Annotated in this window: 27 protein-coding genes and 1 pseudogene; 16 read left to right on the top strand and 12 right to left on the bottom strand. The window is 68.4% G+C overall.

What is annotated here, in order from left to right:
* Positions 1-17 precede the first annotated feature (17 nt).
* From EV651_RS19765 to EV651_RS19790, 6 genes are all read left to right on the top strand, one after another.
* Positions 18-767 carry a cupin domain-containing protein gene (locus EV651_RS19765; protein WP_133786661.1) on the top strand — a complete coding sequence of 250 codons (750 nt, stop codon included), beginning with the start codon at positions 18-20 and terminating at the stop codon, positions 765-767.
* Entirely contained in the window at positions 764-1,924 is a 1,161-nt protein-coding gene (locus EV651_RS19770; RefSeq protein WP_133786662.1) for a Gfo/Idh/MocA family protein, read from the top strand. Before EV651_RS19765 ends, EV651_RS19770 begins: the two co-directional genes overlap by 4 nt.
* Positions 1,924-3,096 (top strand): dihydrodipicolinate synthase family protein, encoded by a 1,173-nt coding sequence (locus EV651_RS19775; protein WP_133786663.1) that lies wholly within the window; start codon positions 1,924-1,926, stop codon positions 3,094-3,096. The genes EV651_RS19770 and EV651_RS19775 overlap by 1 nt, the downstream gene beginning before the upstream one ends.
* Entirely contained in the window at positions 3,093-3,908 is an 816-nt protein-coding gene (locus tag EV651_RS19780) for a sugar phosphate isomerase/epimerase (RefSeq protein ID WP_133786664.1), read from the top strand. Before EV651_RS19775 ends, EV651_RS19780 begins: the two co-directional genes overlap by 4 nt.
* 28 nt (positions 3,909-3,936) lie before the next feature.
* Positions 3,937-4,692 carry a sugar phosphate isomerase/epimerase gene (locus EV651_RS19785; RefSeq protein WP_133786665.1) on the top strand — a complete coding sequence of 252 codons (756 nt, stop codon included), beginning with the start codon at positions 3,937-3,939 and terminating at the stop codon, positions 4,690-4,692.
* Between the two features lie 81 nt (positions 4,693-4,773).
* Positions 4,774-6,213 carry a diguanylate cyclase domain-containing protein gene (locus EV651_RS19790; protein WP_133786666.1) on the top strand — a complete coding sequence of 480 codons (1,440 nt, stop codon included), beginning with the start codon at positions 4,774-4,776 and terminating at the stop codon, positions 6,211-6,213.
* Between the two features lie 631 nt (positions 6,214-6,844).
* On the opposite strand, the gene EV651_RS19795 is transcribed toward EV651_RS19790, so the two are convergent.
* The 3 genes from EV651_RS19795 to EV651_RS19805 are packed head-to-tail and all read right to left on the bottom strand — an operon-like array spanning position 6,845 to position 8,392.
* Positions 6,845-7,327 (bottom strand): GNAT family N-acetyltransferase, encoded by a 483-nt coding sequence (locus EV651_RS19795; RefSeq protein WP_133786667.1) that lies wholly within the window; start codon positions 7,325-7,327, stop codon positions 6,845-6,847.
* A gap of 19 nt (positions 7,328-7,346) precedes the next feature.
* Positions 7,347-8,165 carry a Fic family protein gene (locus EV651_RS19800; RefSeq protein ID WP_133786668.1) on the bottom strand — a complete coding sequence of 273 codons (819 nt, stop codon included), beginning with the start codon at positions 8,163-8,165 and terminating at the stop codon, positions 7,347-7,349.
* A complete protein-coding gene (locus EV651_RS19805) occupies positions 8,162-8,392 on the bottom strand; it encodes an antitoxin VbhA family protein (RefSeq protein WP_131295164.1) in 231 nt (76 codons plus the stop codon). Before EV651_RS19805 ends, EV651_RS19800 begins: the two co-directional genes overlap by 4 nt.
* Before the next feature lie 172 nt (positions 8,393-8,564).
* Here EV651_RS19805 and EV651_RS19810 point away from each other — a divergent pair, with 172 nt between their 5' ends.
* On the top strand, positions 8,565-10,145 hold the full coding sequence (locus EV651_RS19810) for an alkaline phosphatase (RefSeq protein WP_133786669.1): 1,581 nt from the start codon (positions 8,565-8,567) through the stop codon (positions 10,143-10,145).
* A gap of 2 nt (positions 10,146-10,147) precedes the next feature.
* On the opposite strand, the gene EV651_RS19815 is transcribed toward EV651_RS19810, so the two are convergent.
* On the bottom strand, positions 10,148-10,957 hold the full coding sequence (locus EV651_RS19815) for a polysaccharide lyase family protein (protein WP_133786670.1): 810 nt from the start codon (positions 10,955-10,957) through the stop codon (positions 10,148-10,150).
* Positions 10,957-12,453 carry an alkaline phosphatase gene (locus EV651_RS19820; protein WP_238157076.1) on the bottom strand — a complete coding sequence of 499 codons (1,497 nt, stop codon included), beginning with the start codon at positions 12,451-12,453 and terminating at the stop codon, positions 10,957-10,959. Before EV651_RS19820 ends, EV651_RS19815 begins: the two co-directional genes overlap by 1 nt.
* A gap of 180 nt (positions 12,454-12,633) precedes the next feature.
* Between EV651_RS19820 and EV651_RS19825 the strand changes: the two genes are divergently transcribed.
* The 4 genes from EV651_RS19825 to EV651_RS19840 all read left to right on the top strand — a co-directional run bounded on the left by EV651_RS19825 (position 12,634) and on the right by EV651_RS19840 (position 15,741).
* The gene (locus EV651_RS19825) at positions 12,634-13,509 is read left to right on the top strand and encodes an aldo/keto reductase (protein WP_133786672.1); all 876 of its coding nucleotides are present in this window, start codon (positions 12,634-12,636) and stop codon (positions 13,507-13,509) included.
* Positions 13,510-13,560: 51 nt separating this feature from the next.
* Positions 13,561-13,896, top strand: a complete 336-nt coding sequence (locus EV651_RS19830; protein ID WP_133786673.1) for a tetratricopeptide repeat protein — start codon at positions 13,561-13,563, stop codon at positions 13,894-13,896.
* 145 nt (positions 13,897-14,041) lie between these two features.
* The gene (locus tag EV651_RS19835) at positions 14,042-15,142 is read left to right on the top strand and encodes an LLM class flavin-dependent oxidoreductase (protein ID WP_133786674.1); all 1,101 of its coding nucleotides are present in this window, start codon (positions 14,042-14,044) and stop codon (positions 15,140-15,142) included.
* Complete coding sequence (locus tag EV651_RS19840) at positions 15,139-15,741, top strand: FMN reductase (RefSeq protein ID WP_133786675.1); 603 nt, start codon at positions 15,139-15,141, stop codon at positions 15,739-15,741. Before EV651_RS19835 ends, EV651_RS19840 begins: the two co-directional genes overlap by 4 nt.
* Before the next feature lie 163 nt (positions 15,742-15,904).
* Here the strand turns inward: EV651_RS19840 and EV651_RS19845 are convergent, their stop codons facing one another.
* Both EV651_RS19845 and EV651_RS19850 read right to left on the bottom strand, forming a co-directional pair.
* On the bottom strand, positions 15,905-16,126 hold the full coding sequence (locus tag EV651_RS19845; protein WP_133786676.1) for a hypothetical protein: 222 nt from the start codon (positions 16,124-16,126) through the stop codon (positions 15,905-15,907).
* 43 nt (positions 16,127-16,169) lie between these two features.
* Entirely contained in the window at positions 16,170-16,940 is a 771-nt protein-coding gene (locus tag EV651_RS19850; RefSeq protein WP_202870405.1) for a TetR/AcrR family transcriptional regulator, read from the bottom strand.
* A gap of 105 nt (positions 16,941-17,045) precedes the next feature.
* Here EV651_RS19850 and EV651_RS19855 point away from each other — a divergent pair, with 105 nt between their 5' ends.
* Both EV651_RS19855 and EV651_RS19860 read left to right on the top strand, forming a co-directional pair.
* Positions 17,046-17,987 (top strand): ATP-binding cassette domain-containing protein, encoded by a 942-nt coding sequence (locus EV651_RS19855; protein ID WP_133786678.1) that lies wholly within the window; start codon positions 17,046-17,048, stop codon positions 17,985-17,987.
* Positions 17,984-18,778 (top strand): ABC transporter permease, encoded by a 795-nt coding sequence (locus tag EV651_RS19860; RefSeq protein WP_133786679.1) that lies wholly within the window; start codon positions 17,984-17,986, stop codon positions 18,776-18,778. The genes EV651_RS19855 and EV651_RS19860 overlap by 4 nt, the downstream gene beginning before the upstream one ends.
* Here EV651_RS19860 and EV651_RS19865 read toward each other — a convergent pair whose 3' ends face one another.
* Positions 18,779-19,108, bottom strand: coding sequence for a hypothetical protein (locus EV651_RS19865; RefSeq protein ID WP_133786680.1), 330 nt, complete (start codon positions 19,106-19,108; stop codon positions 18,779-18,781).
* A gap of 147 nt (positions 19,109-19,255) precedes the next feature.
* Between EV651_RS19865 and EV651_RS19870 the strand changes: the two are divergent.
* A pseudogene (locus tag EV651_RS19870) lies at positions 19,256-20,050 on the top strand (FkbM family methyltransferase).
* Here EV651_RS19870 and EV651_RS19875 read toward each other — a convergent pair.
* Positions 20,040-20,807 (bottom strand): SDR family NAD(P)-dependent oxidoreductase, encoded by a 768-nt coding sequence (locus tag EV651_RS19875; protein ID WP_133786681.1) that lies wholly within the window; start codon positions 20,805-20,807, stop codon positions 20,040-20,042. The pseudogene EV651_RS19870 and the gene EV651_RS19875 sit on opposite strands and share 11 nt — an antisense overlap.
* 18 nt (positions 20,808-20,825) lie before the next feature.
* Between EV651_RS19875 and EV651_RS19880 the strand changes: the two genes are divergently transcribed.
* A complete protein-coding gene (locus EV651_RS19880; RefSeq protein WP_133786682.1) occupies positions 20,826-21,185 on the top strand; it encodes a hypothetical protein in 360 nt (119 codons plus the stop codon).
* A 50-nt stretch (positions 21,186-21,235) separates the two neighbouring features.
* The gene (locus tag EV651_RS19885) at positions 21,236-21,775 is read left to right on the top strand and encodes a GNAT family N-acetyltransferase (protein ID WP_133786683.1); all 540 of its coding nucleotides are present in this window, start codon (positions 21,236-21,238) and stop codon (positions 21,773-21,775) included.
* Here EV651_RS19885 and EV651_RS19890 read toward each other — a convergent pair.
* From EV651_RS19890 to EV651_RS19900, 3 genes are read right to left on the bottom strand one after another with little or no spacing between them, the layout of a single operon-like run.
* A complete protein-coding gene (locus EV651_RS19890; protein ID WP_133786684.1) occupies positions 21,765-22,580 on the bottom strand; it encodes a bifunctional allantoicase/(S)-ureidoglycine aminohydrolase in 816 nt (271 codons plus the stop codon). The two genes, EV651_RS19885 and EV651_RS19890, sit on opposite strands and share 11 nt — an antisense overlap.
* A complete protein-coding gene (gene allB, locus EV651_RS19895; protein ID WP_133786685.1) occupies positions 22,577-23,917 on the bottom strand; it encodes an allantoinase AllB in 1,341 nt (446 codons plus the stop codon). The genes EV651_RS19890 and allB overlap by 4 nt, the downstream gene beginning before the upstream one ends.
* Positions 23,914-25,113 (bottom strand): glycerate kinase, encoded by a 1,200-nt coding sequence (locus tag EV651_RS19900; RefSeq protein ID WP_133786686.1) that lies wholly within the window; start codon positions 25,111-25,113, stop codon positions 23,914-23,916. Before EV651_RS19900 ends, allB begins: the two co-directional genes overlap by 4 nt.

Raw genomic sequence — 25,113 nt, forward strand, 5'->3', positions numbered from 1 at the left:
CTCGAAGGGAGGCGCGCATGTGTGAGTTCGAGCCCGGACCGGCCGTGGCGCTGCCGGGCGGTATCGGCATCTCGAAGCTGACGGTGTACGACATCGAGGCTCCCGACGGCCTGGTCGGCGGTACGCCGCATGTGCACCTGGCCTGCTCCGAGGGGTATTACGTGGTCGCCGGCACCGGCGCCGTACAGACTCTGAACACGAAGGGTTACACCGAGACCCCGCTGCAGGCAGGAACCGTGGTCTGGTTCGACCCGGGCACGATCCACCGGCTGGTCAACGGCGGCGGTCTGCAGATCCTCACGCTGATGTCCAACTCCGGACTCCCGGAGGCCGGCGACGCCGTCCTGACGTTACCGCCCGAGCACCTCACCGACCGCGAGACGTACCTGCAAGCCACCGCGCTGACCGGTGAAGGCGAGGATCGTACGGCGTCCGCGATGGCCCGGCGGGACCTCGCGCTGCAGGGGTACGCCGTACTGCGGGAACGGTACGAGGCGGAAGGGCCTGCGGCGCTGGACGACTTCTTCGCGGCGGCGATCCAGATCGTGCAGCCGCAGCTCGCGGACTGGCGGAAGCGCTGGGAAGAGGGCGCCCGCCGACTCGCGGACGAGACCGGTGCCGCGCTGGACGCGCTGGAGGCCGGCACCGCGCCGCACCTGCAGTCCGCCGAGCTCCATCGACTCCCCGCCCCCACCGAGCTCGGCCGGCACGGCATGTGCGGCCGCCTCGACGTTTATGACACTCAAGCGCGAGAGGTAAGACTGTGAACGAGCGACGCATCGGCATCGTGATGAACGGCGTCACCGGCCGGATGGGCCTGCGCCAGCACCTCGAGCGCTCCATCGTGGCGATCCGGCAGCAGGGCGGAATCCCCGCCGCCGACGGCACGATGATCATCCCCGAACCGATCCTGGTCGGCCGCAACGAGCTGAAGCTGCGCCGGATCGCCGAACAGTACGGCCTGGAGCGGTACACCACCGACCTGGCCGAGGCGCTGGCCGCGCCGGACGTGGAGATCTACTTCGACTCGCAGCTCACCCAGCTGCGCGAGAAGGGCGTCCGGGCCGCGGTCGAGGCCGGGAAGGCGATCTACTGCGAGAAGCCGATCGCCGAGAGCCTGGACGCGGCCGTCGACCTGGCCAAGCTGGTCCTCGACTCCGGCCTGAAGAACGGCGTGGTGATGGACAAGCTGTCGCTGCCCGGCCTGCGGAAGCTGAAGCGGCTGATCGACGGCGGGTTCTTCGGCCGGATCCTCTCGGTCCGCGGCGAGTTCGGCTACTGGGTCTTCGAGGGCGACTGGCAGGAGGCGCAGCGGCCGTCCTGGAACTACAAGTCCGAAGAGGGCGGCGGCATCATCCTCGACATGTTCTGCCACTGGCGGTACGTGCTCGACCAGCTGTTCGGCGAGGTCAAGTCGGTGTACTGCCAGGGCGCGACGCACATCCCGACCCGGGTCGACGAGAACGGCGACAAGTACACCGCCACCGCGGACGATGCGGCGTACGGCGTGTTCGAGCTCGAGGGCGGGATCGTCGCGCAGCTGAACTCGTCCTGGGCCACGCGGGTGTTCCGCGACGAGCTGGTCGAGTTCCATGTCGACGGGACCGAGGGGTCGGCGGTCGCCGGCCTGCGGAACTGCCGCGCCCAGCACCGGTCTGCGACGCCGAAGCCGGTGTGGAACCCGGACCTCCCGGTCACCGAGAAGTTCCGCGACCAGTGGGCGACGGTGCCGGACAACGAGCCGATGGACAACGGGTTCAAGGTCCAGTGGGAGATGTTCCTGCGGCACGTGGTCGACGGCACCCCGTTCACCTGGGACTTCGCCGAGGCCGCCAAGGGCGTCCAGCTGGCCGAGCTCGGCCTCAAGTCCTGGCACGAAGGCCGCAAGCTCGACGTGCCCGCCCTCGACCTCGGGACCAACTGATGGCCCTGGAGCTGAATCTCCCGGCTGACTCGGGGGGCGCGGCGGGTGGCCTGCTGGAGACGTATCGCCTGATCGGCGAGCCAGTTGCCCAGGGCACCTATTCCCCGGCTTCGAGTCGGCTGGCGTTCGCGGCCGCGCATGTTGTCGCCGACCCCTTGGGCGACAACTCGCCGGGCGCGCCCGCCGTGATCGACTGGGAGCACACGCTGGAGTTCCGGCAGCACCTCTGGTCGCTGGGGTTGTCGGTCGCCGAGGCGATGGACACCGCCCAGCGCGGGATGGGCCTCGACTGGGCGGCGACGCAGGAACTGATCCGCCGCTCGGCAGCAGAAGCGCCCGAGGGACGGATCGCGGTCGGCGCGGGAACCGATCAACTTGCCGCTGGCAAGCATTCGCTGGAGACCGTCATCTCTGCCTACGAGGAACAGTTCGCGGTGGCAGAGGCGGCCGAGGCGCAGCCGATCATGATGGCCAGCCGCGCCTTGTGTGCGGCAGCGGAGTCCCCCGACGACTACCGGAAGGTGTACGACCGCCTGCTCACGCAGTCGACCCGACCGGTCATCCTGCACTGGCTGGGCTCGATGTTCGACCCCGCGCTCGAAGGCTACTGGGGCAGCGCCTCGGTGGACGCGGCCGCGGACACCGTGGTCGAGCTGATCAACGACAACGTGTCAAAGGTCGACGGCATCAAGATCTCGCTCCTCGACGCCTCAAAGGAAGTTGCCCTGCGCAACCGCCTGCCCGAGGGCGTCCGGCTCTACACCGGCGACGACTTCAACTACCCCGAACTGATCCGCGGTGACGGCGAACGCCACAGCGACGCACTGCTCGGGATCTTCGCCGCGATCGCTCCGGCAGCAGCAGCTGCTCTCAAGGCTCTGGACGACGGTGACCTGGAGACCTACGAGAAGGTGTTCGCGCCGACGGTGCCGTTGGCCCGGCAGATCTTCTCCGCGCCTACGTACTACTACAAGACCGGCATCGCCTTCCTGGCCTGGCTGAACGGGTTCCAGCCCGGGTTCACGATGGTCGGTGGCCTGCAGACGGGACGATCGCTGCCGCATCTCGCGGACACGTTCCGGCTCGGGGACCAGGCCGGCGTACTGACGAATCCCGAGCTGGCCGTCGACCGGTTCCGCCAGTTGTTGCGCGTGAGCGGGATCGACACATGAGTCGATACAGCCTCAACCAGGCGACCACGAAGTACTGGCCGCTCGAGGACGTCGTCGGGGCGAGCGCGAAGGCCGGTCTGGAGTGGATCGGGCTGTGGCGCGAGCCGATCCAGGAGTACGGCGTCGACAAGGCCGCTCGTCTGGTCGCGGACGCCGGCCTGAAGGTCTCGTCGTTGTGCCGCAGCGGCTTCTTCACGTCGACCGACGCTGTCGAGCGGAAGGCGAAGATCGAGGACAACCGGCGTGCGATCGACGAGGCCGCGACGGTCGGTACGTCGGTGCTCATCCTCGTCAGCGGTGGACTGCCGCCCGGATCACGTGACCTCGACGGGGCCCGCGGCATGGTGCGCGACGGGATCGCCGAGCTGGCGCCGTACGCCGAGGAACGCGGTATCACGCTGGCCGTCGAGGCGCTGCACCCGATGTTCTGCTCGGACCGGTGCGTGGTGTCGTCGCTGGGCGGCGCGCTCGACCTGGCGGAGCAGTTCCCGGCGTCGCAGGTCGGTGTGATCGTGGACGCCTACCACCTGTGGTGGGACGCGGACGTGTACCGGCAGATCGAGCGGGCCGGCGAGCGGATCGTGTCGTACCAGGTCAGCGACTGGGTGGTCCCGCTGCCCGCGGACACGCTGCTCGGGCGCGGCATGATGGGCGACGGTTCGATCGAGCTGCGCCGGCTCCGCGAGGCCTGCGACGCGGCCGGGTACGACGGACCGATCGAGGTCGAGATCTTCAACCAGCAACTGTGGGACGCGCCGGGACAGGAGGTCTTCGACCTGGCGCTGGCGAGGTATCAGCAACACGTCCTCTGACAAGGAGCTGCCAAGAAATGGGCACAGCATGACTGACCGGATAATCCCTGCCGACGGAATCGGGATGCACCTCTACACGATGCGAGATGTGCTGGCCGAGGACTATCCGGGGACGCTGAAGCGGCTCGCCGGGATCGGGTACCGCACGGTGGGGGTGAGTGGGCGGTTCGACCACAGCGCGGCGGAGATCCGTGGGTTCGCGGACGACGCCGGACTGTCGATCGTGCTGGAGCATGTCGGGTACGCGCGGATGAGCGACGACTGGGCGGGCGCGCTGGCCGACGTACAGACGCTCGGGGCGCAGTGGGCCGTCGTACCGTCGATTCCTTCCGAGCTGCACTCGATCGAGGGGTTCAAGACCGCCGCGGCCGCGTTCACCGAGGCCGGGAAGGCGGCGCGGGACGCCGGGCTGACGCTGCTGTTCCACAACCACGGCCGGGACTTCGATGAGGTCGACGGGCAGGTGCTGTACGACATCCTGCTGGACGTGGACCCGGAGCTGCTCGGGTTCGAGCTGGACCTGTACTGGGCGGTCGACGGCGGGCACGATCCGGCGAAGCTGTTCCAGGAGCACCCGGGCCGGTTTCCGGCGCTGCACGTCAAGGACATGGCCGAGGACGGGTCCTGGGAGGACGTCGGGGCCGGGAAACTCGACTTCGGCGCGATGTTCGCGCACTCGGAGTCAGGCGGCGTGGAGCAGTACCTGGTCGAGCACGACAAGCCCACGGACGCCTGGCACTCGGCCGAGCGCAGCTACCGCGGACTGACCGAGCTGAGGTACTGATTCGTGTGACAGCAAACGCTTAACCGGGTCAGCTGTGGATACGAGTGCTCACCCGCGGTGAAATCGGCCTATCCTCAACGAGTGCAGAACGAGCCATCGGTGCGGCTGTCTGCCGTCCGTCGCCTGTACGAGGTGAGCGCGCGGATGGGGGCCGGGCGCAGCCTTGCCGAAACGCTGCAGGCGGTCGTCGACGGCGTTGTGAACGGGCTCGGTTTCGGCATCGCGGTCCTGAACATCCGGCACCCGGACGGGAAGTTCGAGGTGATCGCCGTCGCCGGGTCGCCGGAGGCCAGGGCCGCGCTGTTGGGGAAGGTGAGCGCGTCAGACCTGTTCGACGCCGAGTTCGCGATCGCGGACGCGTGGGGCAAGCTCCGGTTCGTCCCGCACGAGCGGCTGCCGGAGGGCGAGGTGACCGGCTGGGTGCCCGACGTACCGGTGTCCGACGCACCGGACGCCTGGCATCCGCTGGACGCGCTGTTCGCGCCGCTGTACTCGTCGGACGGCGACCTGGTCGGGATGCTCTCGGTCGACCTGCCCGAGGACCAGCGCCGGCCTGGTCCGATCCACCGGGAACTGCTGGAGATCTTCGCGACCCAGGCCGGGCTGGCGATCGACAAGGCGCGGCTGACCGATCGGCTGCTGGCCGAGAAGACCCGGCTGGAGGCGAGCGAGGCGACGTTCCGGCTCGTCTTCGAGGGCGCCGGGAACGGGATGGCGACGGTCGCGTTCGACGGGCCGGAGCTGGGCCGGATCCTGCGGGTGAACGACGCGTTCTGCCGGATCACCGGCTACACCCCGGATCAGCTGCTCGGGACACGGCTGGTGACGTTCCTGCGCGACGAGGAGCCGGATCAGACCCGGAGCGAGCTGGAAGAGATTGCCGCTAGCAACGGTACGTACCGGTTCGAGCGGGTGTTCACGCAGCCGAGCGGGAACGCGATCTGGCTCGCCGGTACGGCGTCACTCGTCACGCAAGGCGCCGGGCGGCCGCGGATCCTGCTCGTCCAGATCGACGACGTGACCGCCCGCAAGGACGCCGAACGCGAACTCCGGCACCACGCCGCACACGACCCGCTGACCGGCCTGCCGAACCGGCGGCTCCTGCAGCACCGCTTCACGAAGGTCCTTGAGCAGACCCGGGCCACCGGCCGCCCCGGAGCACTGTTGTTCTGCGACCTCAACCACTTCAAACTCGTCAACGACGGCTACGGTCACGAGGCCGGCGACCGCGCACTCCGCGAGATCGCGACCCGGCTGAGTACGGCGGTCCGCCACGGCGACACCGTTGCGCGGTTGGGCGGCGACGAGTTCGCCGTACTGGCCGAAGACATCACCGCCGACGACCTCGCCACCCTCATCACCCGCCTCGAAACCGCCGTCAGCCGCCCCCTCCCCAACATCGCCGTCAAGGTCACCACGAGCGTAGGCACCGTCCCCATCACCCCCACCACCACAGACCTGGACGCCCTCCTCCACGAGGCCGACCAAGCCATGTACACCGCCAAGAACCGCCGCGCTTAGGAGTGGGACAGGTACTGGTGCCTGGGGACAGGCAATAGCAGGTCCCGTCTCACCACCGCCTGTCCCACGACCCCGGATCGGGCTGATCACCACCCACCCATTCACGCAGTTTCCTGTGCAACGACCCTGGGTGTGCGCCAAGGCCTGCGATTGGTTGGATCTGTCTCCGGGTGGGGAGAGTTACTGCCCGATCTGGGTAGGTAGGACTCCCCAACCCCACCATTCCGGCCCCACTGCACCGGTGTGTCTGGCGTTGTCCGGCGGACGATCGTTCAGCTTGGCATACAGGTGCACGGGTGGTTCGACGAGCGCGACCCGTTCGAGAACACCGAGACGGTGGTCACCCCCACCTTCGACGAGGACCCGTTCCACGCCGCGATCGAAACGGCCTGGCTGGCAATGGGACCGTTGCGGACAAGGAGCGCTTGCTGGTCGAGTTGCGGGAGCAGTTCCTTACGAGCCCAGGTTCTTGAGTACGTCGGTTAGGCGGACGATGACCCACGGCAGTTCCACCCTCGGAAACTGTCTGCGAACGACGGCTAACTGCTTCGGATCATGAGTTCGCCGGGGCGCGTCGAAAGCCTGGCCGGTCGGCTCGCGGGGTGCGGTTCGGCTGGTGCGGTGAAGCAGGTTACGAGCCTAGGTTTTTGAGGGGTTCGTCGGTTAGGCGGTAGGTGGTCCATTCGTCTTGGGGTTTGGCACCTAGGGACTTGTAGAAGTCGATGGCGGGGGTGTTCCAGTTGAGGACGGACCATTCGAGGCGTTCGTAGTTGTTGCGGACGCATTCCTGGGCGAGGGCGGTGAGGAGGGCTTTGCCTAGGCCGGTGCCGCGGGTCTCAGGGCGGACGAAGAGGTCTTCGAGGTAGATGCCGTGGACGCCGCGCCAGGTGGAGAAGCTCAGGAACCAGATCGCGCAGCCGGCTACCTGGCCCTCGTGTTCGGCGACGTGGCAGAACGCGGCGGGGGTCTCGCCGAAGAGGGCGGTCTGCAGCTGATCCGCGGTCAGGTGACACTCCTCGGGAGCACGTTCGTACTCCGCGAGCGCGTACACCAGTTCCACGATCGCCGGGATGTCCTCGGGCCGGGCACGGCGGATGCGTTCGTCGGTCTGCATACGGCCTATCCTGCACCGGTCAGGTCTGGTGCTCGGCCTCCGCCTCGGCTTCGCGCTCGACGGCATGGGTGCCTGGGCGTTTGTCGTCGACGTCGATCTGCTCCGACTTGTCGATTCCGGCGTACGTCGAATTCTGGAGTTGCAGAGCGGCCGCCAGCTCTGGGTCGGCGCGCAGGACGGAGCCGCGTTCGACGGTCACCTTGTCGAAGACGGCGTACATCTTCCGCGGGTCCGGGTCCGTGCTCTTCTGAAGGTCTTCCGGGTACGACGCACTCGACGCCGCGTTCCACTCGTCCCGCTCGACGCGGTCGAAGTCGAGGCGGTACGGCGACATCTCGGACACGTGGCTGATGAACTGCTTGGCGGTCGCGCCGTTTCCTTCGCGGAACGGGTGCGTGAGGTTCTGGTAGCTGTAGACCTCGGCGATGCTCTGCACGAACTCCTCGCGCGACATCGTCGACCAGTCCTTGTCCTTGACCTTCGCACTGACCTTGTCGGTCCACTTGTCCAGGCGGTCGGCCGGCACGAACGGGTTGCCCTGCTTGGAGATGTTCACGTCCCGGAACTTCCCAGCCCAGTCGTACACGTCCTGGAACATGTGTTTGTGGATCGCCTGCAGGTGCGCCTTGTCGTACGTGCGCGGAATGTCGACCTCACCGCGGTCCATCTCGCCCTGCCGGACGGCCCGCAGGCTGTACTCGGCGAAGTGCAGCTCGATCGGGTTCTTGATGTCGAGCTTGTTCTTCAGACAGCTGCCCGGCTCCCAGAAGTACGCGTCCCAGCGCTGCTTCCGCGCGGCGGCCTCCGCTGCTTCCTCCGGCGAGACCTCCTCGGTCACGCCGGTCCGCCGCCGGTCACCTTCGACAGCGTCCGGCGGATGTACTCCGCGGTGTCGATCCGGCCCAGTTCGCGGTCGATCAGATCGGCGACGTCGTCCCGGCCGGGCTCCCAGCCCTCCAGGCGGTTGTTCGCCAGCGCGTCGCTGACCCGCTGCTTCTGCTCGTCGTCGAGTTGGTCGAACAGGTCCGGCCACCGGCGCGCGTAGCGGCACGGTTCGTACGGCATCGGTCAGCTCCCCGTGTAGTCGGCAATTCCGGCCAGCCTAGCGAAGCTCCGGCTCCTACCGTCGGCTCTCGTTAATTTACCGAACTGGACCGTTAACCTCCGCGTCAAGCCACCGCCACCCGGCGACTGAAGACTGACAGCGCTGCTGACCCGCCCGTCATCTGGAGGAACCATGTCCGTGTCCCGCCGTCGCTTCCTCGGGTACGGGGGTACGGGCGCTGCCGCCGTACTGCTCGGCACCGGGGCCTGGGACGCCTCGACCACGTACGCGTCCCCGTCCGGCACCGGCAACCCGTTCACGCTCGGGGTCGCCTCGGGCGATCCGCAGTACGACGGGGTTGTGCTGTGGACCCGTCTGGCCACCGATCCGTACGCCGTCGACGGGAAGGGCGGCATGCCCGCGCGCCCGGTCCGGGTCGAGTACGAGGTCGCGTACGACGAGAACTTCCGCCACGTCGTACGGCGCTCCAGCGTCGTCGCAACCCCCGAACTCGGGCACAGCGTCCACCCGGAGGTCCGCGGCCTGCTGCCGGACCACGTGTACTACTACCGCTTCCGCACCGGTCACGAGGTCTCGCCGACCGGCCGAACCCGGACCGCCCCGCACCCGCTGGCGAACCCGCGCGAGCTGCGGTTCGCGTTCGCGTCCTGCAACGCCTGGCAGGACGGGTACTTCACGGCGTACGACCACATGGCCGACGAGGACCTCGACCTGGTCGTGCACCTCGGCGACTACCTGTACGAGTCCGGCGTGAAGACGAACAAGCGCGGCGTGACCACCGACCCGCGGTTCCACACCGAGACGTTCGACCTCGCGCGGTACCGCCTGCAGTACTCGCTGTACAAGACCGAGGCCCCGCTGCGGGCCGCGCACGCCGCGCACCCGTGGATCCACACGTTCGACGACCACGAGGTGGAGAACAACTGGGCCGGCGACCTCTCCCAGCTCGACACCGAGCCGGACCAGGACCCGGCCGTCTTCCGCGCCCGCCGCGCCCAGGCGTTCCAGGCGATGTACGAGAACCTGCCGGTGCGGCACGAGCAGATGCCGTCCGGGCCGGACATCCGCTACCACCGCCGGCTCCCGTACGGCCGGCTCGCGGACTTCACGATCCTCGACACCCGCCAGTACCGCAGCGACCAGCCGTGCGGCGACGGCGACTCGTCCACCTGCGACGACCGGTTCGACCCGGACAACACGATGCTCGGCGGCAAGCAGCGCGCCTGGCTGCTGGACGGTTTCCGCCGCTCGAAGGCACGTTGGCAGGTGATCGGCAACCAGACCCCGATGGGCCAGACCGACTGGACGCCGGGCCCGGAGACGCACGTCTGGCTGGACCCGTGGGACGGTTATGTTGCCGAGCGCAACAAGGTGCTCGCGGCCGCGCAGGACAGCGGCGTCCGCAACCTGGTGGTGATCACCGGCGACCGGCACCAGAACTACGCCCTCGAACTGAAGCGCGACTTCGCGAACCCGGACTCGGCGACGGTCGGCACCGAGTTCGTCGGGACGTCGATCACCAGCGGCGGCAACGGCGCCGACACGACGGACCAGGGTCAGCAGTTCCTGGCCGCGAACCCGCACCTGAAGTTCTTCAACTCACAGCGCGGGTACTCGCGTGTCACGATCGACCAGCACGAGTGGCGCAACGACTTCCGGGTCGTGCCGTACGTCGACACACCGGGCGCTCCGATCAGCACGCGCGCGACGTACGTCGTCGAGGACCGCCGCCCGCACGTCCACTCGGCCTGACCTCAACGCCGGGCGAACACCCCCAGGGCGTCGTAGGCGATCCAGGAGCCTTGGTCCTTGAACAATTCGAGGGTGTTCTGCCCGGCGCGGAAGAGGGCCTTCGGCAACGGGAGCTCCAGGTACGACGGTTTGAGCGGCGATCCCGGGTAGATGCTGTCGGCAATGGTCGAGCCCCTGGTGGCCCCGTTCGCGAAGGTGAGGCGGCCGGCCTCGGTGCCGTTGATGGTCAGGAGCGCCGAGGCCGCGAGGCTGGCGTGGCTGTCGATCAACCAGAGCGCGAGGTCGAGATCCTGTTGGGGTACGGCGGGAAGGTCGAAGCGGAACGTGGCGCGGTGGTTCTTCGTGCCGGCCCACTTGTCCGCCGGACCGGGCAGGAGGTAGGACCAGTCCACGGCCGGGGTCGACGTACCGAACGTGTAGTCGACGTCCGACGGGAAGCGGGTCGGGTATTGGGCGTAGCCCTTCGGCGAGAGTGCCAGCTCGGAGCCCTTGCCGTCGAACGTTCCGACCGTCGCGATCGGCGTACCGGAGATCGTGACGGACGTCAGGTTCGCGACCGCGGCCGCCGTCGACTGCGCGGATCGGTTGCCTGCGGCATCGACCGTGACGACCGAGTACGACCTCGTGACGCCGGTGAAGCCGAGGCCGCGGTGCACGAAGTGCGGGTAGACGGTCTTGCCGATCAGGGTCCCGTCGGCGTACACCGCGTAGTGGTCGACGACGGTCGCCCACGAGACGGGTTTCCAGTCGAGCGTCACGATTCTGATGCCGCCGGCGCCGTGCAGGCCGGTGATTGCTGGTGGTCGACGCATCACAGTGCCTCCAGGCGGGGATCGGCAACGGGGGTGCGAAAGCGGGCGACGACGTTCGGCTGAGCGTTCGCGTCGGCCTGGATGTACGGGAAGTTCACGAACTCGGTGGTCAGCTCGGAGCGCGTCATCGTGCTGTGCACGTAGCCGCGACGGGCGTTGTAGAGCTTCATGTACGGGTGCTGCAGCCAGTCCTTCGCGTACGCGTCGGTGTCGGTGCCGTCGCCGTTCGAGCCCACCGACGAGCAGACGAGCTCGACTCCAACGGTCCGCGAGGCGGGGTCGGCGAAGTCGAGTTTGAGCTCCGACGCGACGTGCCGGTGGATGTCGCCGGTGAGCATCACCGACGTCCCGGCTCCGCCCATCGCCTCGAGGACACGGCGGCGGTTCGCCGGATAGCCGTCCCATTGCTCGGTGCGGTCGTCGGTGACGGCACTGAGTACGACGCCGCCCGCGACGATGTTCCACGGCGCGCGAGAGCTGCGAAGTCCGTCGTACAGCCAGGTCTCCTGCTCGGCGCCCATGATCGTGCGCTTCTCGGAGACGCGATCGGCCTCGTCGACGGGTAGCGGGTCGCGGTACTGGCGGGTGTCGAGGAGGTGGACCCTCGCCAGTGAGCCGACGTCGTACCGGCGGTAGATGCGGCCGTCCGGACCCTGCGGCAGGCTGCCGAGGGCGAGCGGGGCGTTCTCGTAGTACGCGCGATACGCGACGGCACGGCGATGGACGAAGAGCTCGGGCGGTACGCCGTACAGCGAGTTGGCGGCGCCGTAGTTGTTCTGCACCTCGTGGTCGTCCCAGACCAGGAACCAGGGTGCGACCGCGTGCGCCGCCTGGAGATCGGGGTCGGTCTTGAAGAGGCTGTAGCGCAAGCGGTACTGCTCCAGCGTCTCGATCTCGACGCCGTGCTCCGGCCCGACCGTGACACCCGCACGCCAAAGGTTGTCCCCGGCAACGATCCCGTACTCGTAGATGTAGTCGCCTAGGAAGAACACGGCATCCGGGGCGCGCCGGGCGATGTCGCGATGCGCGGCGAAATAGCCGTGGTACCAGGCCTGGCAGGACGCGGTCGCGAACGTGAACTGATCGCCGTACGCCGGAAGGGTCTTGGTGCGACCGATCGGACTGACCTGCGCGCCGACGCGGAAGCGGTAGAAGTACTCGCGGCCCGGGCGGAGACCACGCACCTCCGGGTGGATGGCGTGTGCCAGGTCGGGCGACGCGATCGCAAGCCCTCGCCGTACGACGGTCTTGAAGCGGCTGTCCTCGGCCACCTCCCACTGCACCGGCACCTCGCCGGCCGGCATGCCGCCGTGGCCGTCGACTGCGAGCGGGTTGGGGGCGAGCCGGGTCCACAGCACGAAGCCGTCCGGGCGCGGGTCGCCGGACGCGACGCCGAGCGCGAACGCGCCGTCCGGGATCGGGCGGGCCGGGGTGGCGTCGGCCGCGGTCGGTGCGGAGATGCCGAGCGCGACCGAAGCAGCGCTCAGGCCTGTCAACTGGAGGAAGGTACGACGGGACGGCACGGGCGGGGCTCCGTTCCTGAGGCGAGTTCCGCCATATTCTTACGTAATAACTCTGCGATTTGTAAGCCCTTGACGACATTAACCACTCGGAGTGCTGAATCCCTGCGGCGATTCCTGTTGGAATTCGCAGTCGCCACGCGGGAGGTTGGACGTATGGCAGCTGACACGAACAAGACCCGCCGGATCGGTGACGTCGAGGTGTCCGCGATCGGGCTCGGCGGGATGCCGATGTCGATCGAGGGCCGGCCCGACGAGGCCCGCTCGATCGCGACCATCCACGCCGCGCTGGACGCCGGGATCACGCTGATCGACACCGCCGACGCGTACCACCTGACCGCGACCGACGACGGTCACAACGAGAGCCTGATCGCCAAGGCACTGGCGTCGTACGGCGGTGACACCTCGGACGTCCTGGTGGCGACGAAGGGCGGTCACCTCCGGCCCGGCGACGGGAGCTGGACGCAGAACGGGTCCCCGAAGTACCTCGCGGAGGCGGCCGAGGCGTCGCTGAAGCGGCTCGGCGTCGAGGCGATCGGGCTGTACCAGTTCCACCGGCCCGACCCGAAGACGCCGTACGAGGACTCGGTCGGCGCGATCCGTGACCTGCTCGACGCCGGCAAGATCCGGATGGCCGGCATCTCGAACGCGAACCCCGCGCAGATCAAGCAGGCCCAGGAGATCCTCGGCGGGCGGCTCGTCTCGGTGCAGAACCAGTTCTCGCCGGCGTTCCGGTCCAGCGAGCCGGAGCTCGAGTTGTGTGACTCCCTCGGCATCGCCTTCCTGCCCTGGTCGCCGCTCGGCGGCATCAGCCGGGCCGGCGACCTCGGCGCGAAGCACCCCGCGTTCCACACGCTGGCCGCGGAGCTGGGCATCTCGCCGCAGCGCTTGACGCTGGCGTGGATGCTCGCCAAGTCGCCGCACGTGATCCCGATCCCGGGCTCCAGCCGCCCCGAGACGATCCGCGACTCGTACGCCGCGGTCGATGTGCAGCTCACGGCCGAGCAGGTCGCCGTACTCGACGCCGCCTGATCCGTCAGGAATACGGTTTCGGCGTACGGCGTTGCGCGGCCTGTGGAAGACATGCGAGCACTGAGCTACGGACTGGCACAGCAGTACTTCGAGGAGCGGGACTACCGAGGTGCGATCCGGGCGCTCAAGCCAGTGGTCGAGGAGACTCCCGACAACGTCGGGACGCGACTGCTGCTGGCGCGGGCGTACTACCACGCGGCTCTGCTGAAGCCCGCTGAGGAGCATCTCCTCGAGGTCATCGAACGCGAGCCGACGGAGTACTACGCGCACCTGATGCTGGCCCGCACCCTCGAACGGCTCTCCCGCCGCGAAGAGGCCGGCAAGCACCGGCGCATCGCCGCCGCCCTGACCGGCGACGACGACCTACTGCAGCCACATGCGCTCTGATCTGCACCTTTCGAAGGCCCGTGATCGCCTGATCGCGGGCCTTCGGCACATCCGGAATGAGTTGCGGCAGGTTGGCGTTCTGGTAGTTTAATAGTTAACTATCAGCACGCCGGTGGACCGGCGGCTGGGGTATGAAGGAGGACGGATGCAGTTCGGCGTGTTCAGCGTTGGGGACGTGACCGAGGACCCGACGACGGGGACCACGGTCAGCGAGGGTGAGCGGATCAAGGCGATGGTCCGGATCGCACTGAAGGCCGAAGAGGTCGGGCTGGACGTCTTCGCGCAGGGCGAGCACCACAACCCGCCGTTCGTGCCGTCGTCGCCGACGACCCAGCTCGGGTTCATCGCGGCGCAGACGTCGAAGATCATCCTGTCCACGTCGACGACCCTGATCACGACCAACGACCCGGTGAAGATCGCCGAGGACTACGCGATGCTGCAGCACCTGGCCGACGGCCGGGTGGACCTGATGATGGGGCGCGGCAACACCGGCCCGGTGTACCCGTGGTTCGGGCAGGACATCCGCAACGGCATCCAGCTCGCCGTCGAGAACTACGCACTGCTCCGCCGGCTGTGGCGCGAGGACGTCGTCGACTGGGAAGGCAAGTTCCGTACGCCGCTGCAGGGCTTCACGTCGACGCCCCGGCCGCTCGACGACGTACCGCCGTTCGTCTGGCACGGCTCGATCCGGTCGCCCGAGATCGCCGAGCAGGCGGCGTACTACGGCGACGGGTTCTTCCACAACAACATCTTCTGGCCGATCACGCACACCAAGCGGATGATCGACCTGTACCGGCAGCGCTTCGAGCACTACGGTCACGGCGCCGCGGACCAGGCGATCGTCGGCCTCGGCGGGCAGATCTTCATGCGGAAGAACTCGCAGGACGCGGTGCGCGAGTTCCGGCCGTACTTCGACAACGCGCCGGTGTACGGGCACGGTCCGTCGCTGGAGGACTTCAGCCGGGAGACGCCGCTGACGGTCGGGAGCCCGCAGGAAGTGATCGAGCGGACGCTGTCGTTCCGGGAGCACTTCGGTGACTATCAGCGGCAGTTGTTCCTGATCGACCACGCCGGGCTGCCGTTGAAGACGGTGCTGGAGCAGCTGGACATCCTCGGCGAAGAGGTCGTTCCGGTGCTGCGGAAGGAGTTCGCGGCGCTGAAGCCGGCGCATGTCCCGGACGCGCCGACACATGCTTCCCTGAAGGCCGCGGCCGAGCGCGCCCACGACCTGGAGACGATCGAATGAACGACAAGGTCATCGCAGTGGTGACGGCCGGCTTGACGACGCCGTCGTCGTCCCGGCTGCTGGCCGACCAGTTGGCGGAGGCCGTGCGGGACGAGTTGTCCGGTCGCGGGATCGGATCGCGGATCGAGCTGATCGAGGTCCGCGATCACGCCCACGACCTCACCAACAACCTGCTCACCGGCTTCCCGTCGGCGTCGTTGCGCGAGGTCCTCGAGACCGTGACAGGCGCCGACGCGTTGATCGTGGTCAGTCCGACGTTCAGCGCGTCGTACTCCGGCCTGTTCAAGATGTTCTTCGACGTACTCGACGACCAGGCCCTGGCCGGCAAGCCCGTCCTCCTCGCCGCAACCGGCGGCACCGAACGCCACTCCCTGGTCCTGGAGTTCGCTCTACGACCGCTGTTCGCCTACCTCAAGGCACTCCCGGTCCCCACAGCCGTGTACGCCGCCTCCACCGACTGGGGCCCGAACGCCGCGAACCTGCGGCCTCGGATCAGTCAGGCGGCAAGCGAACTGGTCGCCGCCCTCAACCACGAGACACCCACGACTGCGGACCCGTTCGAAAACCCGACCCCGTTCGAGGACTTACTCAACAGCTGAGTCCGCGGTGCTTGGTGTGCAAGGTCGACAGGTAGTGCACCGGCGAGACGGTGTACGCGCGGACGCGTTCACGCTCAGGTGCACTACCCCGCGACCCGACATCTCCTGTCCAGAGTGCACACCGCCCGCTACTGGATACTCGGGACATGTTGATCATCGGCGGTTATGTGGTGGCTGCACCGACAACCGGCCGCTGGATGCCGCGATACTCGGCTACGAGGTGGTCGGGCTCGAAGCGGACTTGAGCTTCCACTCCTGGCATTGCCATGGGTACGCCGGACAGGCCCGTCGGAAGCTCGAGGTCGAGATCGACCGGACCGGGCTGCTCAGCAGCCTGGACGACGGACGCCGGGTACTTGAGTACCTGCAAACGCGGCCGGCTCATGATGCGCCCTACCAGATCCCGTGGACGGTCGTCGCACTCGCGACTACTCCTGCGAACGCGAGGTGATCAGCTGCGCCAGACCGTCGAGGATTGTGGTTAGGCCGAAGGTCAGTGCGTGGGCGGGGTCCATGGCGGACTGAAAGTGTTCGCCTACCGAGGTGCCTACTCGGCCGGCTGTGGGGAAGTGGGTGCCGGACATGACTGTGGTGAGGGTCGGGGAGATCTGACGCCACCACTCCTCGTCCGAGAGGCCGGAGTCGCGTTGGGTGCGGAGTTGTTCGGCGCCGGCGCGGGCGGTGCCCTGGACGTGGGTGAGGACGAGGGTCAGGGCCGAGTCCATCTCGACGTCGGTCAGGCCCAGGTCGTCCAGGGGACGTAGCTCGGTCTCGTACTTGCGGGTGATGTTCGGGCCGAGCGCCGTACGCATGGTCGGAACCTCGTGGATCCACGGGTGCGCGGTCAGCACCTCCCAGTTGCGGCGGGCGATGAACTCGAGCGCACCGCGCCACCCGCCGGGCTGATTCAGAGGCTCATCGAGGTCCGCATACAGGTCGCCGTACACCTGGTCGAACATCAGGTCGGTCAGCTCACCCTTGCCGGGGACATGCGTGTAGAGCGACATCGTGCCGACCTTCAGCCGCTCGGCGACCATCCGCATCGAGAGCGCCTCGAGCCCGGAGACGTCCGCGAGCGCGATCGCCGCGTCGACGATCGCGCGCACCGTGAGGCCGGAGCGGCCGGGCTTGGTGTGGCTCCCCCAGAGCAGCGCCAGACTGCGCGCCGGATCGGGTGCCGCCGCCTTCCTTCCTGCCACTCGGAACCTTCCTCCACCGCTCGTCGTTGGATGCATCGTACCTGAGCCGTACAATGTACGGTACACTCTACGGCTCAACGAGCTGCGTCATGCGGAGAGGTGGGAATGACTACGGAGCGAGTGATCGAGGCCGCCGGCGTACGGAAGAACTACCGGGGCGGCACGGAGGGTGCGGGGCTGAACGGCTTCGACCTGGAGGTCACGGCCGGCACGGTGACGGGCCTGCTCGGCCCGAACGGCGCCGGCAAGACGACAGCGGTGCGGATCCTGTCCACGCTGCTCGAGATGGATTCCGGTACGGCGACGATCGCGGGGTTCGACGTACGACGGCAAGGTGCGGAGGTGCGGCGGCGGATCGGACTGGTCGGGCAGTACGCCGCGGTGGACGAGGTACTCACGGGGCGGCAGAACCTGGTGATGTTCGGGCGGCTCAATCATCTGAGGAACGCGAAGAGCAGGGCGGACGAGTTGCTGGAGCGGTTCGGCCTGACCGAGGCGGCGGGGCAGGCGGTGGGCAAGTACTCGGGCGGGATGCGGCGGCGGCTCGATCTGGCCGCGAGTCTGATCGTGGCGCCTCGGGTGCTGTTCGTGGACGAGCCGACGACGGGGCTCGACCCGGCGGGGCGGATCGAGGTGTGGTCCGCCGTACGGCAACTGGTCGACGGCGGTACGACGGTGTTGCTGACGACGCAGTACCTGGAGGAGGCGGATCAGCTGGCGAACCGGATCTCGATGCTCAAGGAGGGCAAGGTTGTCGCGGAGGGGACGCCGGACGAGTTGAAGACACAACTGGGGTCGGACTGGTTGGATCTGGTGCTCGCGGATCCGGCTGATGTGCCGCGGGTCGTGGAGCTGGCCGGGCCGCTGGCGGACGGGGAGGTCCGGGTGACCGACGTACGTATCAGCATCCCCGTGAAGGATCGGACGAGAGCTCTGGTGGCGATGGCGAACTCGTTGCACGAGGCAAGGATTGAGCCGGAGGACCTCACGCTGCGGCGGCCGACGCTGGACGAGGTCTTCCTGCATCTGACCGGGGCTGCGGCATGACGGGCCTTGGGTGGGCGCTCGTGGACAGCTGGACGATCGCGCGGCGGACGTTGATGCATTGGCGGATGCAGCCGGGGCTGGTGCTGTTCACGTGGTTCTTCCCGGTGCTGATGCTGCTCATGTTCGGCGGGCTGCTCGGTGGGGCGATGGAGTTCCCGGACGGTTCGTCGTACTACGAGCTGCTCGTGCCCGGGATCTTCGCGTTGTCGATGCTCTTCGGGCTGGAGGGCACGATGACCGCGGTCACGACCGATGTTTCGAAGGGTGTGACGGATCGGTTCCGGTCGTTGCCGATGAGTTCGGCGGCGGTCGTGCTCGGGCGGTGTATCGCGGACATGCTCGACTCGCTGGTGACGCTCGTCGTACTGGCCGCCACCGGGCTGGCGCTCGGTTGGCGGTGGCACGAAGGGTTGCCGTCGGCGCTGGCCGCGTTCGGGCTGCTGTTGCTGCTGCGGTTCGCGTTGCTGTGGGTCGGGATCTTCATCGGTCTCACGGTGAAGAACGCACAGAGCGTGACGATGGTGCAGGTGCTGGTGTGGCCGGTCGGGTTCCTGTCCAGCGCGTTCGTCGCGACGTCGACGATGCCGGACTGGCTGGGCACGGTCGCCCAGTGGAACCCTTTGTCCGCCACCGCCACGGCATCCCGTGCCCTGTTCGGCAACCCCGACCCATCGGCCACCGCCACCTGGATCGGCACCCACGCCGGGCTCGCCGCGCTCATCGCACCACTGGTCCTGACAGCGATCTTCCTACCGCTGTCAGCACACCGCTTCCGCACCTTGTCACGCTAATCACCAAGGACGGCGGAGACTTCCGCCCCGCGTAGGTAGGTTCACAGGCTCGACGGGAGCTGGCGGTGGGACAGCCGCCGCCAGCTCCCGCTGCCGCTCGAGGTCAGCCTGGGCAGCAGCCTTGGAGCGGTAGCGCACTTTTGCGTAGTAGTAATCGCCGGCCGAGACATGCAACGTCCAGCCGCCGCGGAACACGAGGAGGTGCGTCAGGAGGTTGCCAAGGAGGGCGAGGGGCAACAGCACCACGATGCCGATCCAATGGTCGAAGGCGAACTCCCAGTTCCAGTCCACGAAGCCGGAGCGGCGTAGCTCGATGTCGATATCCCCCATGAAACGAGTATGCGGGGCGTTTCTGGGTAACGGCTGAGAGTGGACGTCCGGGATGGAGTGGTACGGCGGGCGGCCTGGGGTCTGGCCTTTGCGGTTGAGCGATTGCTGGGCCCCGGCGCCGCCCGTCGTACTGCTCGGACGGTGGGGATGGTGGAGGGGGTGACCGATGCGGGGGTGCATCGGGTCGCGTTGCGGGTCTCGGCGCGGTTGGCGGGGGCGAATCCGGGGCTGGTGAAGATCTCGCCGCGCTGGGCCACGACCGTGCAGGTGCGGCGGCAGGGGGTGCGGTTGGAGCTGGACCTGCGGGACAACCTGCAGGCAATCCTGTATTACGCGGGACGGTACGAGCCGGCGGTACGGCGGTTCTTGCGTACCGAGCTGCGGCGCGGGGACGTCGTACTCGACGTGGGAGCGAACATCGGCATCCATGCGTTGGCGGCGGCGAAGCGGTTGAAGGAGCTCGGTGGTGGGCGGGTGATCGCGTTCGAGCCCGCAGCTGACAGTGTGGCGAAGTTGGGCGCCGGCGCGGCGCGCAACGACGTACGGCTGGAGGTTGTGCCGATGGCGCTGGGCGAGCGGCGGGAGTTGGCATCGCTCAAGGCGGACAGCCGGTACGACGAGGCCGACGCCGGTGTGCGTTCGCTGTAGGGCGACGGTGAGGTGGTGCAGGAGGTGCCGGTCGTACGGCTGGACGACTGGGCGCGCGAGCAGGCCCTCGACCGGCTGGATCTCGTCAAGCTCGACATCGAAGGAGCCGAGATCGCTGCGCTGACCGGTGCGACCAGGACGTTGAAGCGATTGCAGCCACGCGCCTTGCTCGTGGAGGACAAGCGCAGCGAGTCGAGCGCGCGGCTGCACGCCGTACTGGACGAATGTGGATACCGGCCGACCGGCGAGGCGCTGGATCGGAACGCGGTCTTCAGGCCCGAGCTCAGGGGGTGAGCTGGCCGCCGTTGACCTCGATGATCTGGCCGGTGACGTACGACGACATGCTGTCGGAGGCCAGGAACAGGATGGTGCCGACGCACTCGTGTGGGGTGCCGGTGCGGCCCATCGGGATCGTGGTGAGCATGGCCTGCATCTGGGCGTCGGCGGTGTGGCGGTCGTGGAACGGGGTCTTGATCACGCCGGGGGCGATCGCGTTCACCCGGATGCCTTCCGGCGCCAGCTCCTTGGCGAGACCGCGGGTGAACGTGCTGACCGCGCCCTTCGACGTCGCGTAGACCACCGAGCCGCCGGCCCCACCGGTGCGCCCGGCGATCGACGTGACGTTGATGATCGAGCCGCCGCCCTGTGCCCGGAACACCGGGACGATCCGCCGTGAGAGCGCGAACACCGAGGTCAGGTTGACGTCCAGGATCCGGTGGAACTCCTCGTCCGGTACGTCGGCGATCGCGGACCGGTTGACCAGGTCGCCGGCGTTGTTCACCAGTACGTCGATCCGCCCGTGCTGCGCGAGCACCTCGTCCACGAACGCGTCCGCGGCCTTCGAGTCGGCGAGATCCGCCTGGTGCAAGGACGCCGTACCGCCCGCCGTCTGCACCGCGCCGACGGTGTGCTTCGCCCCCTCCTCGTTGCGGTGGTAATGCAGCGCGACCGTCGCCCCGGTCTCCGCGAACCCGACCGCCGCCGCAGCCCCGATCCCACTACTGGCCCCGGTCACCACCACAACCTGATCCCTGAAATCCAGATATCCCATACGCCCTATCCTCTCCTAGTGCCGCGTTCCGTTCTGCTCGCCGCGTATGTCGCCTGGCCGGCCGGCGTGCTGGTGCTGCGGCTGGTGATGCGCGTCCGCACGCGATGCCTCGTCGTCACCGGGCTCGGCTGTCTGGTCGCGCTCGTCCTGGCGACGACTGCGACGCCGACGACTGTTGCGGTGCCATTGGGCCTGTTCCTCGGAGGGGTGGTCGCGGCCGGCGGGTGTCTGGCGACGGCGCGTGGGGTGACGTTCACGTTCGACCAGAACACGACCTACTGGGAGTACGACGGGAAGATCCCGGTGGGCGACCGCCTGGTCGAGATTCTGGGTGCGCTGGCCGCGATCCTCGGGATCGTGGCGCTGGCGTTGAACTGAACGCGCCGTACGGCGGCTTGCGCGTGGCCGGGCGGGGGTATTTTCGGGGGATGGGATACGCGCTCGGGGAGCTGGGGCTCCGGCGGTGGCGGACTGGGGATGCGCTGCGGCTGGTGGTCGCGCATGACGATCCGGAGATGGTGAACCAGGGCGGGATCGTGGACCGGGCGTCCGCCGTCGACTGGATCGGGCGGGTCGCGGACCTGGACAACGGGCACGTGTACGCCGTGGCGGATGCGGACGATCATCCGATCGGGTGCGTGGGGGTGACGAACATCGACCGGCACCGGGTCGGCTGGATCTGGTACTGGACGCTCGCCGACGTCCGCGGCCAGGGCGTCGCGCGGGACTCCCTCCGCGCGCTCGCGGGCTGGGCCCACCACGACGCCGGCCTGTACCGCCTCGAACTCGGCCACCGCCTCAACAACGCGGCCTCCTGCGCGGTCGCCGCCGGCGCCGGCTTCCTCGCCGAAGGCGTCGAACGCCAACGCCTCACCTACGACGGCACCCGCTACGACGTCGAACGCCACGCCCGCCTGATCACCGACCCCCTCCCCCAACCCCAGCGCCCGGTGATCGTCAGAGCGTGAGTTTCGGGTGGCGGTTGACGTCCTTGTACAACAGGTAGCGGAAGGGGCCGGGGCCGCCGGCGTAGCAGGCCTGGGGGCAGAAGGCTCGGAGCCACATGAAGTCGCCTTCCTGGACCTCGACCCAGTCCTTGTTCAGCAGGTAGACGGCCTTGCCTTCGAGCACATACAGGCCGTGCTCCATCACGTGCGTCTCCGGGAACGGGATCACCCCGCCCGGCTCGAACGACACGATGTTGACGTGCATGTCATGCCGTACGTCGTCCGGGTCCACGAATCGCTGCGTCTTCCAGCGGCCGTCGGTGCCGGGCATCTCCCGGCCCTTGACGTCCGCCTCGTTGGTGACCAGCGCGGGCGGTACGTCGATCCCCTCGATCCGCTCGTACGCCTTCCGCACCAGGTGGAACGTCACGGCCGCGTCGCTGGTATTCCGCACCGTCCAGTCGCCACCCGGCGGCAGGTACGCGTACCCGCCCTCGACCAGCGTGTGCTTCTCCCCCGCGACAGTCAGCACAAGGTTGCCGGAGACAACGAACAGCACGGCCTCGGCGGCCGGATCAGTCTCCGGCTTGTCGCTCCCGCCACCAGGTCCGACCTCGACGATGTACTGCGAGAACGTCTCCGCGAACCCGGACAGCGGACGCGCGATCACCCACAGCCGGGTGTCGTCCCAGAACGGCAGCCGGCTGGTGACGATGTCGCGCATGGTGCCGCGCGGCAGGACGGCGTACGCCTCCGTGAAGACCGCGCGGTCGGTGGTGAGGTCGGTCTGCGCGGGCAGTCCGCCCTTCGGCGCGTAGTAGCTCATCGTTCTCCTCGGGTCAGCAGGCGCCCGCGTGGGTCGGCCGCGATGTCGACGGGGTCGCCGCGGAGCCAGGTGCTCCGGACGACGCCGGTCAGCGTGCGTCCGTCGTAGGGCGTGATGGCGTTCTTGTGCTGGAGCTGTTTCGCGTCGACGGTGAAGGTCTCGTCGGGGGCGAGGACGCAGAAGTCGGCGTCGTACCCGACCTCGATCCCGCCCTTCGTGGCGAGCCCGGTCTGTGCGGCCGGGGCGGCAGCCATCCAGCGGACGACGTCGGAGAGGGTGAAGCCGCGGCGGCGGGCCTCGGTCCAGACGGCGGGCAGGCCGAGTTGCAGCGAGGCGATCCCGCCCCAGGCAGTGCCGAAGTCGCCGGTGTCGAGGTGCTTCAGGTCGATCGTGGACGGGGAGTGGTCGGACACGACCTGGTCGATCGTGCCGTCGCGCAGGCCCTCCCAGAGCAGCTCGCGGTTCGCGGCCTCGCGGATCGGCGGGCAGCACTTGTACTGCGTGGCGCCGTCGGGAATGTCCTCGGCGGCGAAGCTCAGGTAGTGCGGGCAGGTCTCCGCGCTGATCCGTACGCCGTCATTGCGGGCGCCGGCGATCAACGGGAGCACGTCGGCGCTCGACACGTGCAGGATGTGGACGCGGCAGCCGGTCTGTTTCGCGAGATCGATGACGTGGGCGACCGCCTCGTTCTCGGCCACGCGCGGGCGGGAGTTGAGGAACGCTTCGTAGCTCGCGCCGTTGGGGGCGGTCGCCTCGTCGATGCGGTGCGCGTCCTCGGCGTGCACGATCAGCAGACCGTCGAAGGTGCTGAGCTCGCGCATCGCGGCCTCGAGCTGGTCGGCGTCGAGTGGTGGGAACTCGTCGACGCCGGAGTGCAGGAGGAAGCACTTGTAGCCGAACACGCCGGCGTCGTGCAGCGGGCGGAGGTCGGGGACGTTGCCTGGGATCGCACCGCCCCAGAAGCCGACGTCGACGTACGACTGGGTCTCGGCGGTCTTCCGTTTGAGCGTGAGCGCCGGGACGTCGCAGGTCGGCGGGATGCTGTTCAGCGGCATGTCGATGATCGTGGTGACGCCGCCTGCTGCCGCGGCCTTGGTCGCGGAGGTGAAGCCCTCCCAGTCCGTACGGCCCGGGTCGTTGACGTGCACGTGGGAGTCGACGAGGCCGGGCAGCAGTACTTCATCGTCCGCGAGGCGCAGCTCGGTCGCGGTGTCGAGCTCGGCGTCGTACGGCGACATTGCGACGATCCGGCCGTCCCGCACGCCGACCGCGGCAGGCTCCTCCCCGTCCGCCCGCACAACCCGACGGGCCCGAATCACGAGATCCAGAGCGCTCATGCGATCCCTCTTTCCCTTCGGGTCATCGTAAGATGCCGCACCGCGATCCGTTCGCCAAGCTGTTCGAGCAGCGGTTCGGGCTCCGCGATGCACCGCCGTACGTCGGGTTCCAGGTCGGTGAGCGCATACGCCGCCGACACGCCGATCGCCCGCAGCTGATCCGGCCCCAACCGATTGACCCCACACACCGCAACCACCGGGATTGGGGTCGAGGAGGCCGCGGCGGGGACGGTGGCTGAGGGGGCTGCGGCCGGGAGGGTGGTGGACGAGGTGCGGGCTGCTGCTGCGACGCCGGCTACGGCTTTTCCGTTGAGCGTCTGCTCGTCGAGGGCGCCTTCGCCGGTGATGACCAGGTCGGCGCCGGCGAGTTGTTCGCGGAAGCGGACCATCTCCAGCACCAGGTCGATCCCCGGGCGAAGTTCGGCATCTAGCAGTGCTAGCGCCGCAAACCCGACTCCACCAGCGGCACCAGCCCCCGGCGTGTCCCGAAGGTCCACACCGGTCGCCTCGGCAACAACATCAGCCCACCGCCCGAGACGCTCGTCCAACTCGACGATCTGCTCCGGCGTCGCCCCTTTCTGCGGCCCGTACACAGTCGCGGCGCCTCGCCGGCCGGTCAACGGGTTGTCCACGTCACAGGCGACAACCACCTCAACCCCGTGCAACCGACGCCGAAGCGCTGCCGTGTCGACGTACAGCCCGCTTTCCGGAAGGTTTTCGTCACGGAGCGCCGAATTGTTTCCGGAAAGCCGCCCACCAAGTGCGTCGATCAACCCTTGGCCACCATCCGTCGAGGCGCTCCCGCCGATTCCGAGGATGATGCGGGTGCAGCCGGCGTCGAGGGCTGCGGCGATCAGTTCGCCGGTGCCGTACGACGTGGCTGTCAGGGGTGCTGGGATACCACCGGGAAGGCGGACCAACCCGGAGACGTCCGCCAACTCGACTACCGCGGTGTCGCCCAACCTGGCGTACCCGCTCGATACCGGCTCGCCGGTGGGGCCGGAGGCAACGACCGGGACGTGGGTGTACCCGGCCGCGACGGCGGCGCTGAGGGTGCCGTCGCCGCCGTCGGCCACCGGTACGGAGACGACGGTCGTGTCGGGGTGGACTCGTCGTACCCCGGCGCCGACCGCGTCCGCCACCTCAGCACTCGTCAGCGTGCCCTTGAACTTGTCGGAGGCAACAACCACGCGCAC

The sequence above is a fragment of the Kribbella sp. VKM Ac-2571 genome, from assembly GCF_004362255.1.
In the GTDB taxonomy this organism is placed as follows: Bacteria; Actinomycetota; Actinomycetes; order Propionibacteriales; family Kribbellaceae; genus Kribbella; species Kribbella pratensis.

Bases quoted from the DNA above. Each gene is read 5' to 3' on its own strand.
- EV651_RS19815 (WP_133786670.1), bottom strand. From the start codon at position 10,957: ATGCGTCGACCACCAGCAATCACCGGCCTGCACGGCGCCGGCGGCATC.
- EV651_RS19775 (WP_133786663.1), top strand. From the start codon at position 1,924: ATGGCCCTGGAGCTGAATCTCCCGGCTGACTCGGGGGGCGCGGCGGGT.
- EV651_RS19885 (WP_133786683.1), top strand. From the start codon at position 21,236: ATGGGATACGCGCTCGGGGAGCTGGGGCTCCGGCGGTGGCGGACTGGG.
- EV651_RS19890 (WP_133786684.1), bottom strand. From the start codon at position 22,580: ATGAGCTACTACGCGCCGAAGGGCGGACTGCCCGCGCAGACCGACCTC.
- EV651_RS19875 (WP_133786681.1), bottom strand. From the start codon at position 20,807: ATGGGATATCTGGATTTCAGGGATCAGGTTGTGGTGGTGACCGGGGCC.
- EV651_RS19825 (WP_133786672.1), top strand. From the start codon at position 12,634: ATGGCAGCTGACACGAACAAGACCCGCCGGATCGGTGACGTCGAGGTG.
- EV651_RS19795 (WP_133786667.1), bottom strand. From the start codon at position 7,327: ATGCAGACCGACGAACGCATCCGCCGTGCCCGGCCCGAGGACATCCCG.
- EV651_RS19765 (WP_133786661.1), top strand. From the start codon at position 18: ATGTGTGAGTTCGAGCCCGGACCGGCCGTGGCGCTGCCGGGCGGTATC.
- allB (WP_133786685.1), bottom strand. From the start codon at position 23,917: ATGAGCGCTCTGGATCTCGTGATTCGGGCCCGTCGGGTTGTGCGGGCG.
- EV651_RS19805 (WP_131295164.1), bottom strand. From the start codon at position 8,392: ATGCCGTACGAACCGTGCCGCTACGCGCGCCGGTGGCCGGACCTGTTC.
- EV651_RS19810 (WP_133786669.1), top strand. From the start codon at position 8,565: ATGTCCGTGTCCCGCCGTCGCTTCCTCGGGTACGGGGGTACGGGCGCT.
- EV651_RS19780 (WP_133786664.1), top strand. From the start codon at position 3,093: ATGAGTCGATACAGCCTCAACCAGGCGACCACGAAGTACTGGCCGCTC.
- EV651_RS19830 (WP_133786673.1), top strand. From the start codon at position 13,561: ATGCGAGCACTGAGCTACGGACTGGCACAGCAGTACTTCGAGGAGCGG.
- EV651_RS19785 (WP_133786665.1), top strand. From the start codon at position 3,937: ATGACTGACCGGATAATCCCTGCCGACGGAATCGGGATGCACCTCTAC.
- EV651_RS19860 (WP_133786679.1), top strand. From the start codon at position 17,984: ATGACGGGCCTTGGGTGGGCGCTCGTGGACAGCTGGACGATCGCGCGG.
- EV651_RS19865 (WP_133786680.1), bottom strand. From the start codon at position 19,108: ATGGGGGATATCGACATCGAGCTACGCCGCTCCGGCTTCGTGGACTGG.
- EV651_RS19845 (WP_133786676.1), bottom strand. From the start codon at position 16,126: ATGAGCCGGCCGCGTTTGCAGGTACTCAAGTACCCGGCGTCCGTCGTC.
- EV651_RS19835 (WP_133786674.1), top strand. From the start codon at position 14,042: ATGCAGTTCGGCGTGTTCAGCGTTGGGGACGTGACCGAGGACCCGACG.
- EV651_RS19840 (WP_133786675.1), top strand. From the start codon at position 15,139: ATGAACGACAAGGTCATCGCAGTGGTGACGGCCGGCTTGACGACGCCG.
- EV651_RS19855 (WP_133786678.1), top strand. From the start codon at position 17,046: ATGACTACGGAGCGAGTGATCGAGGCCGCCGGCGTACGGAAGAACTAC.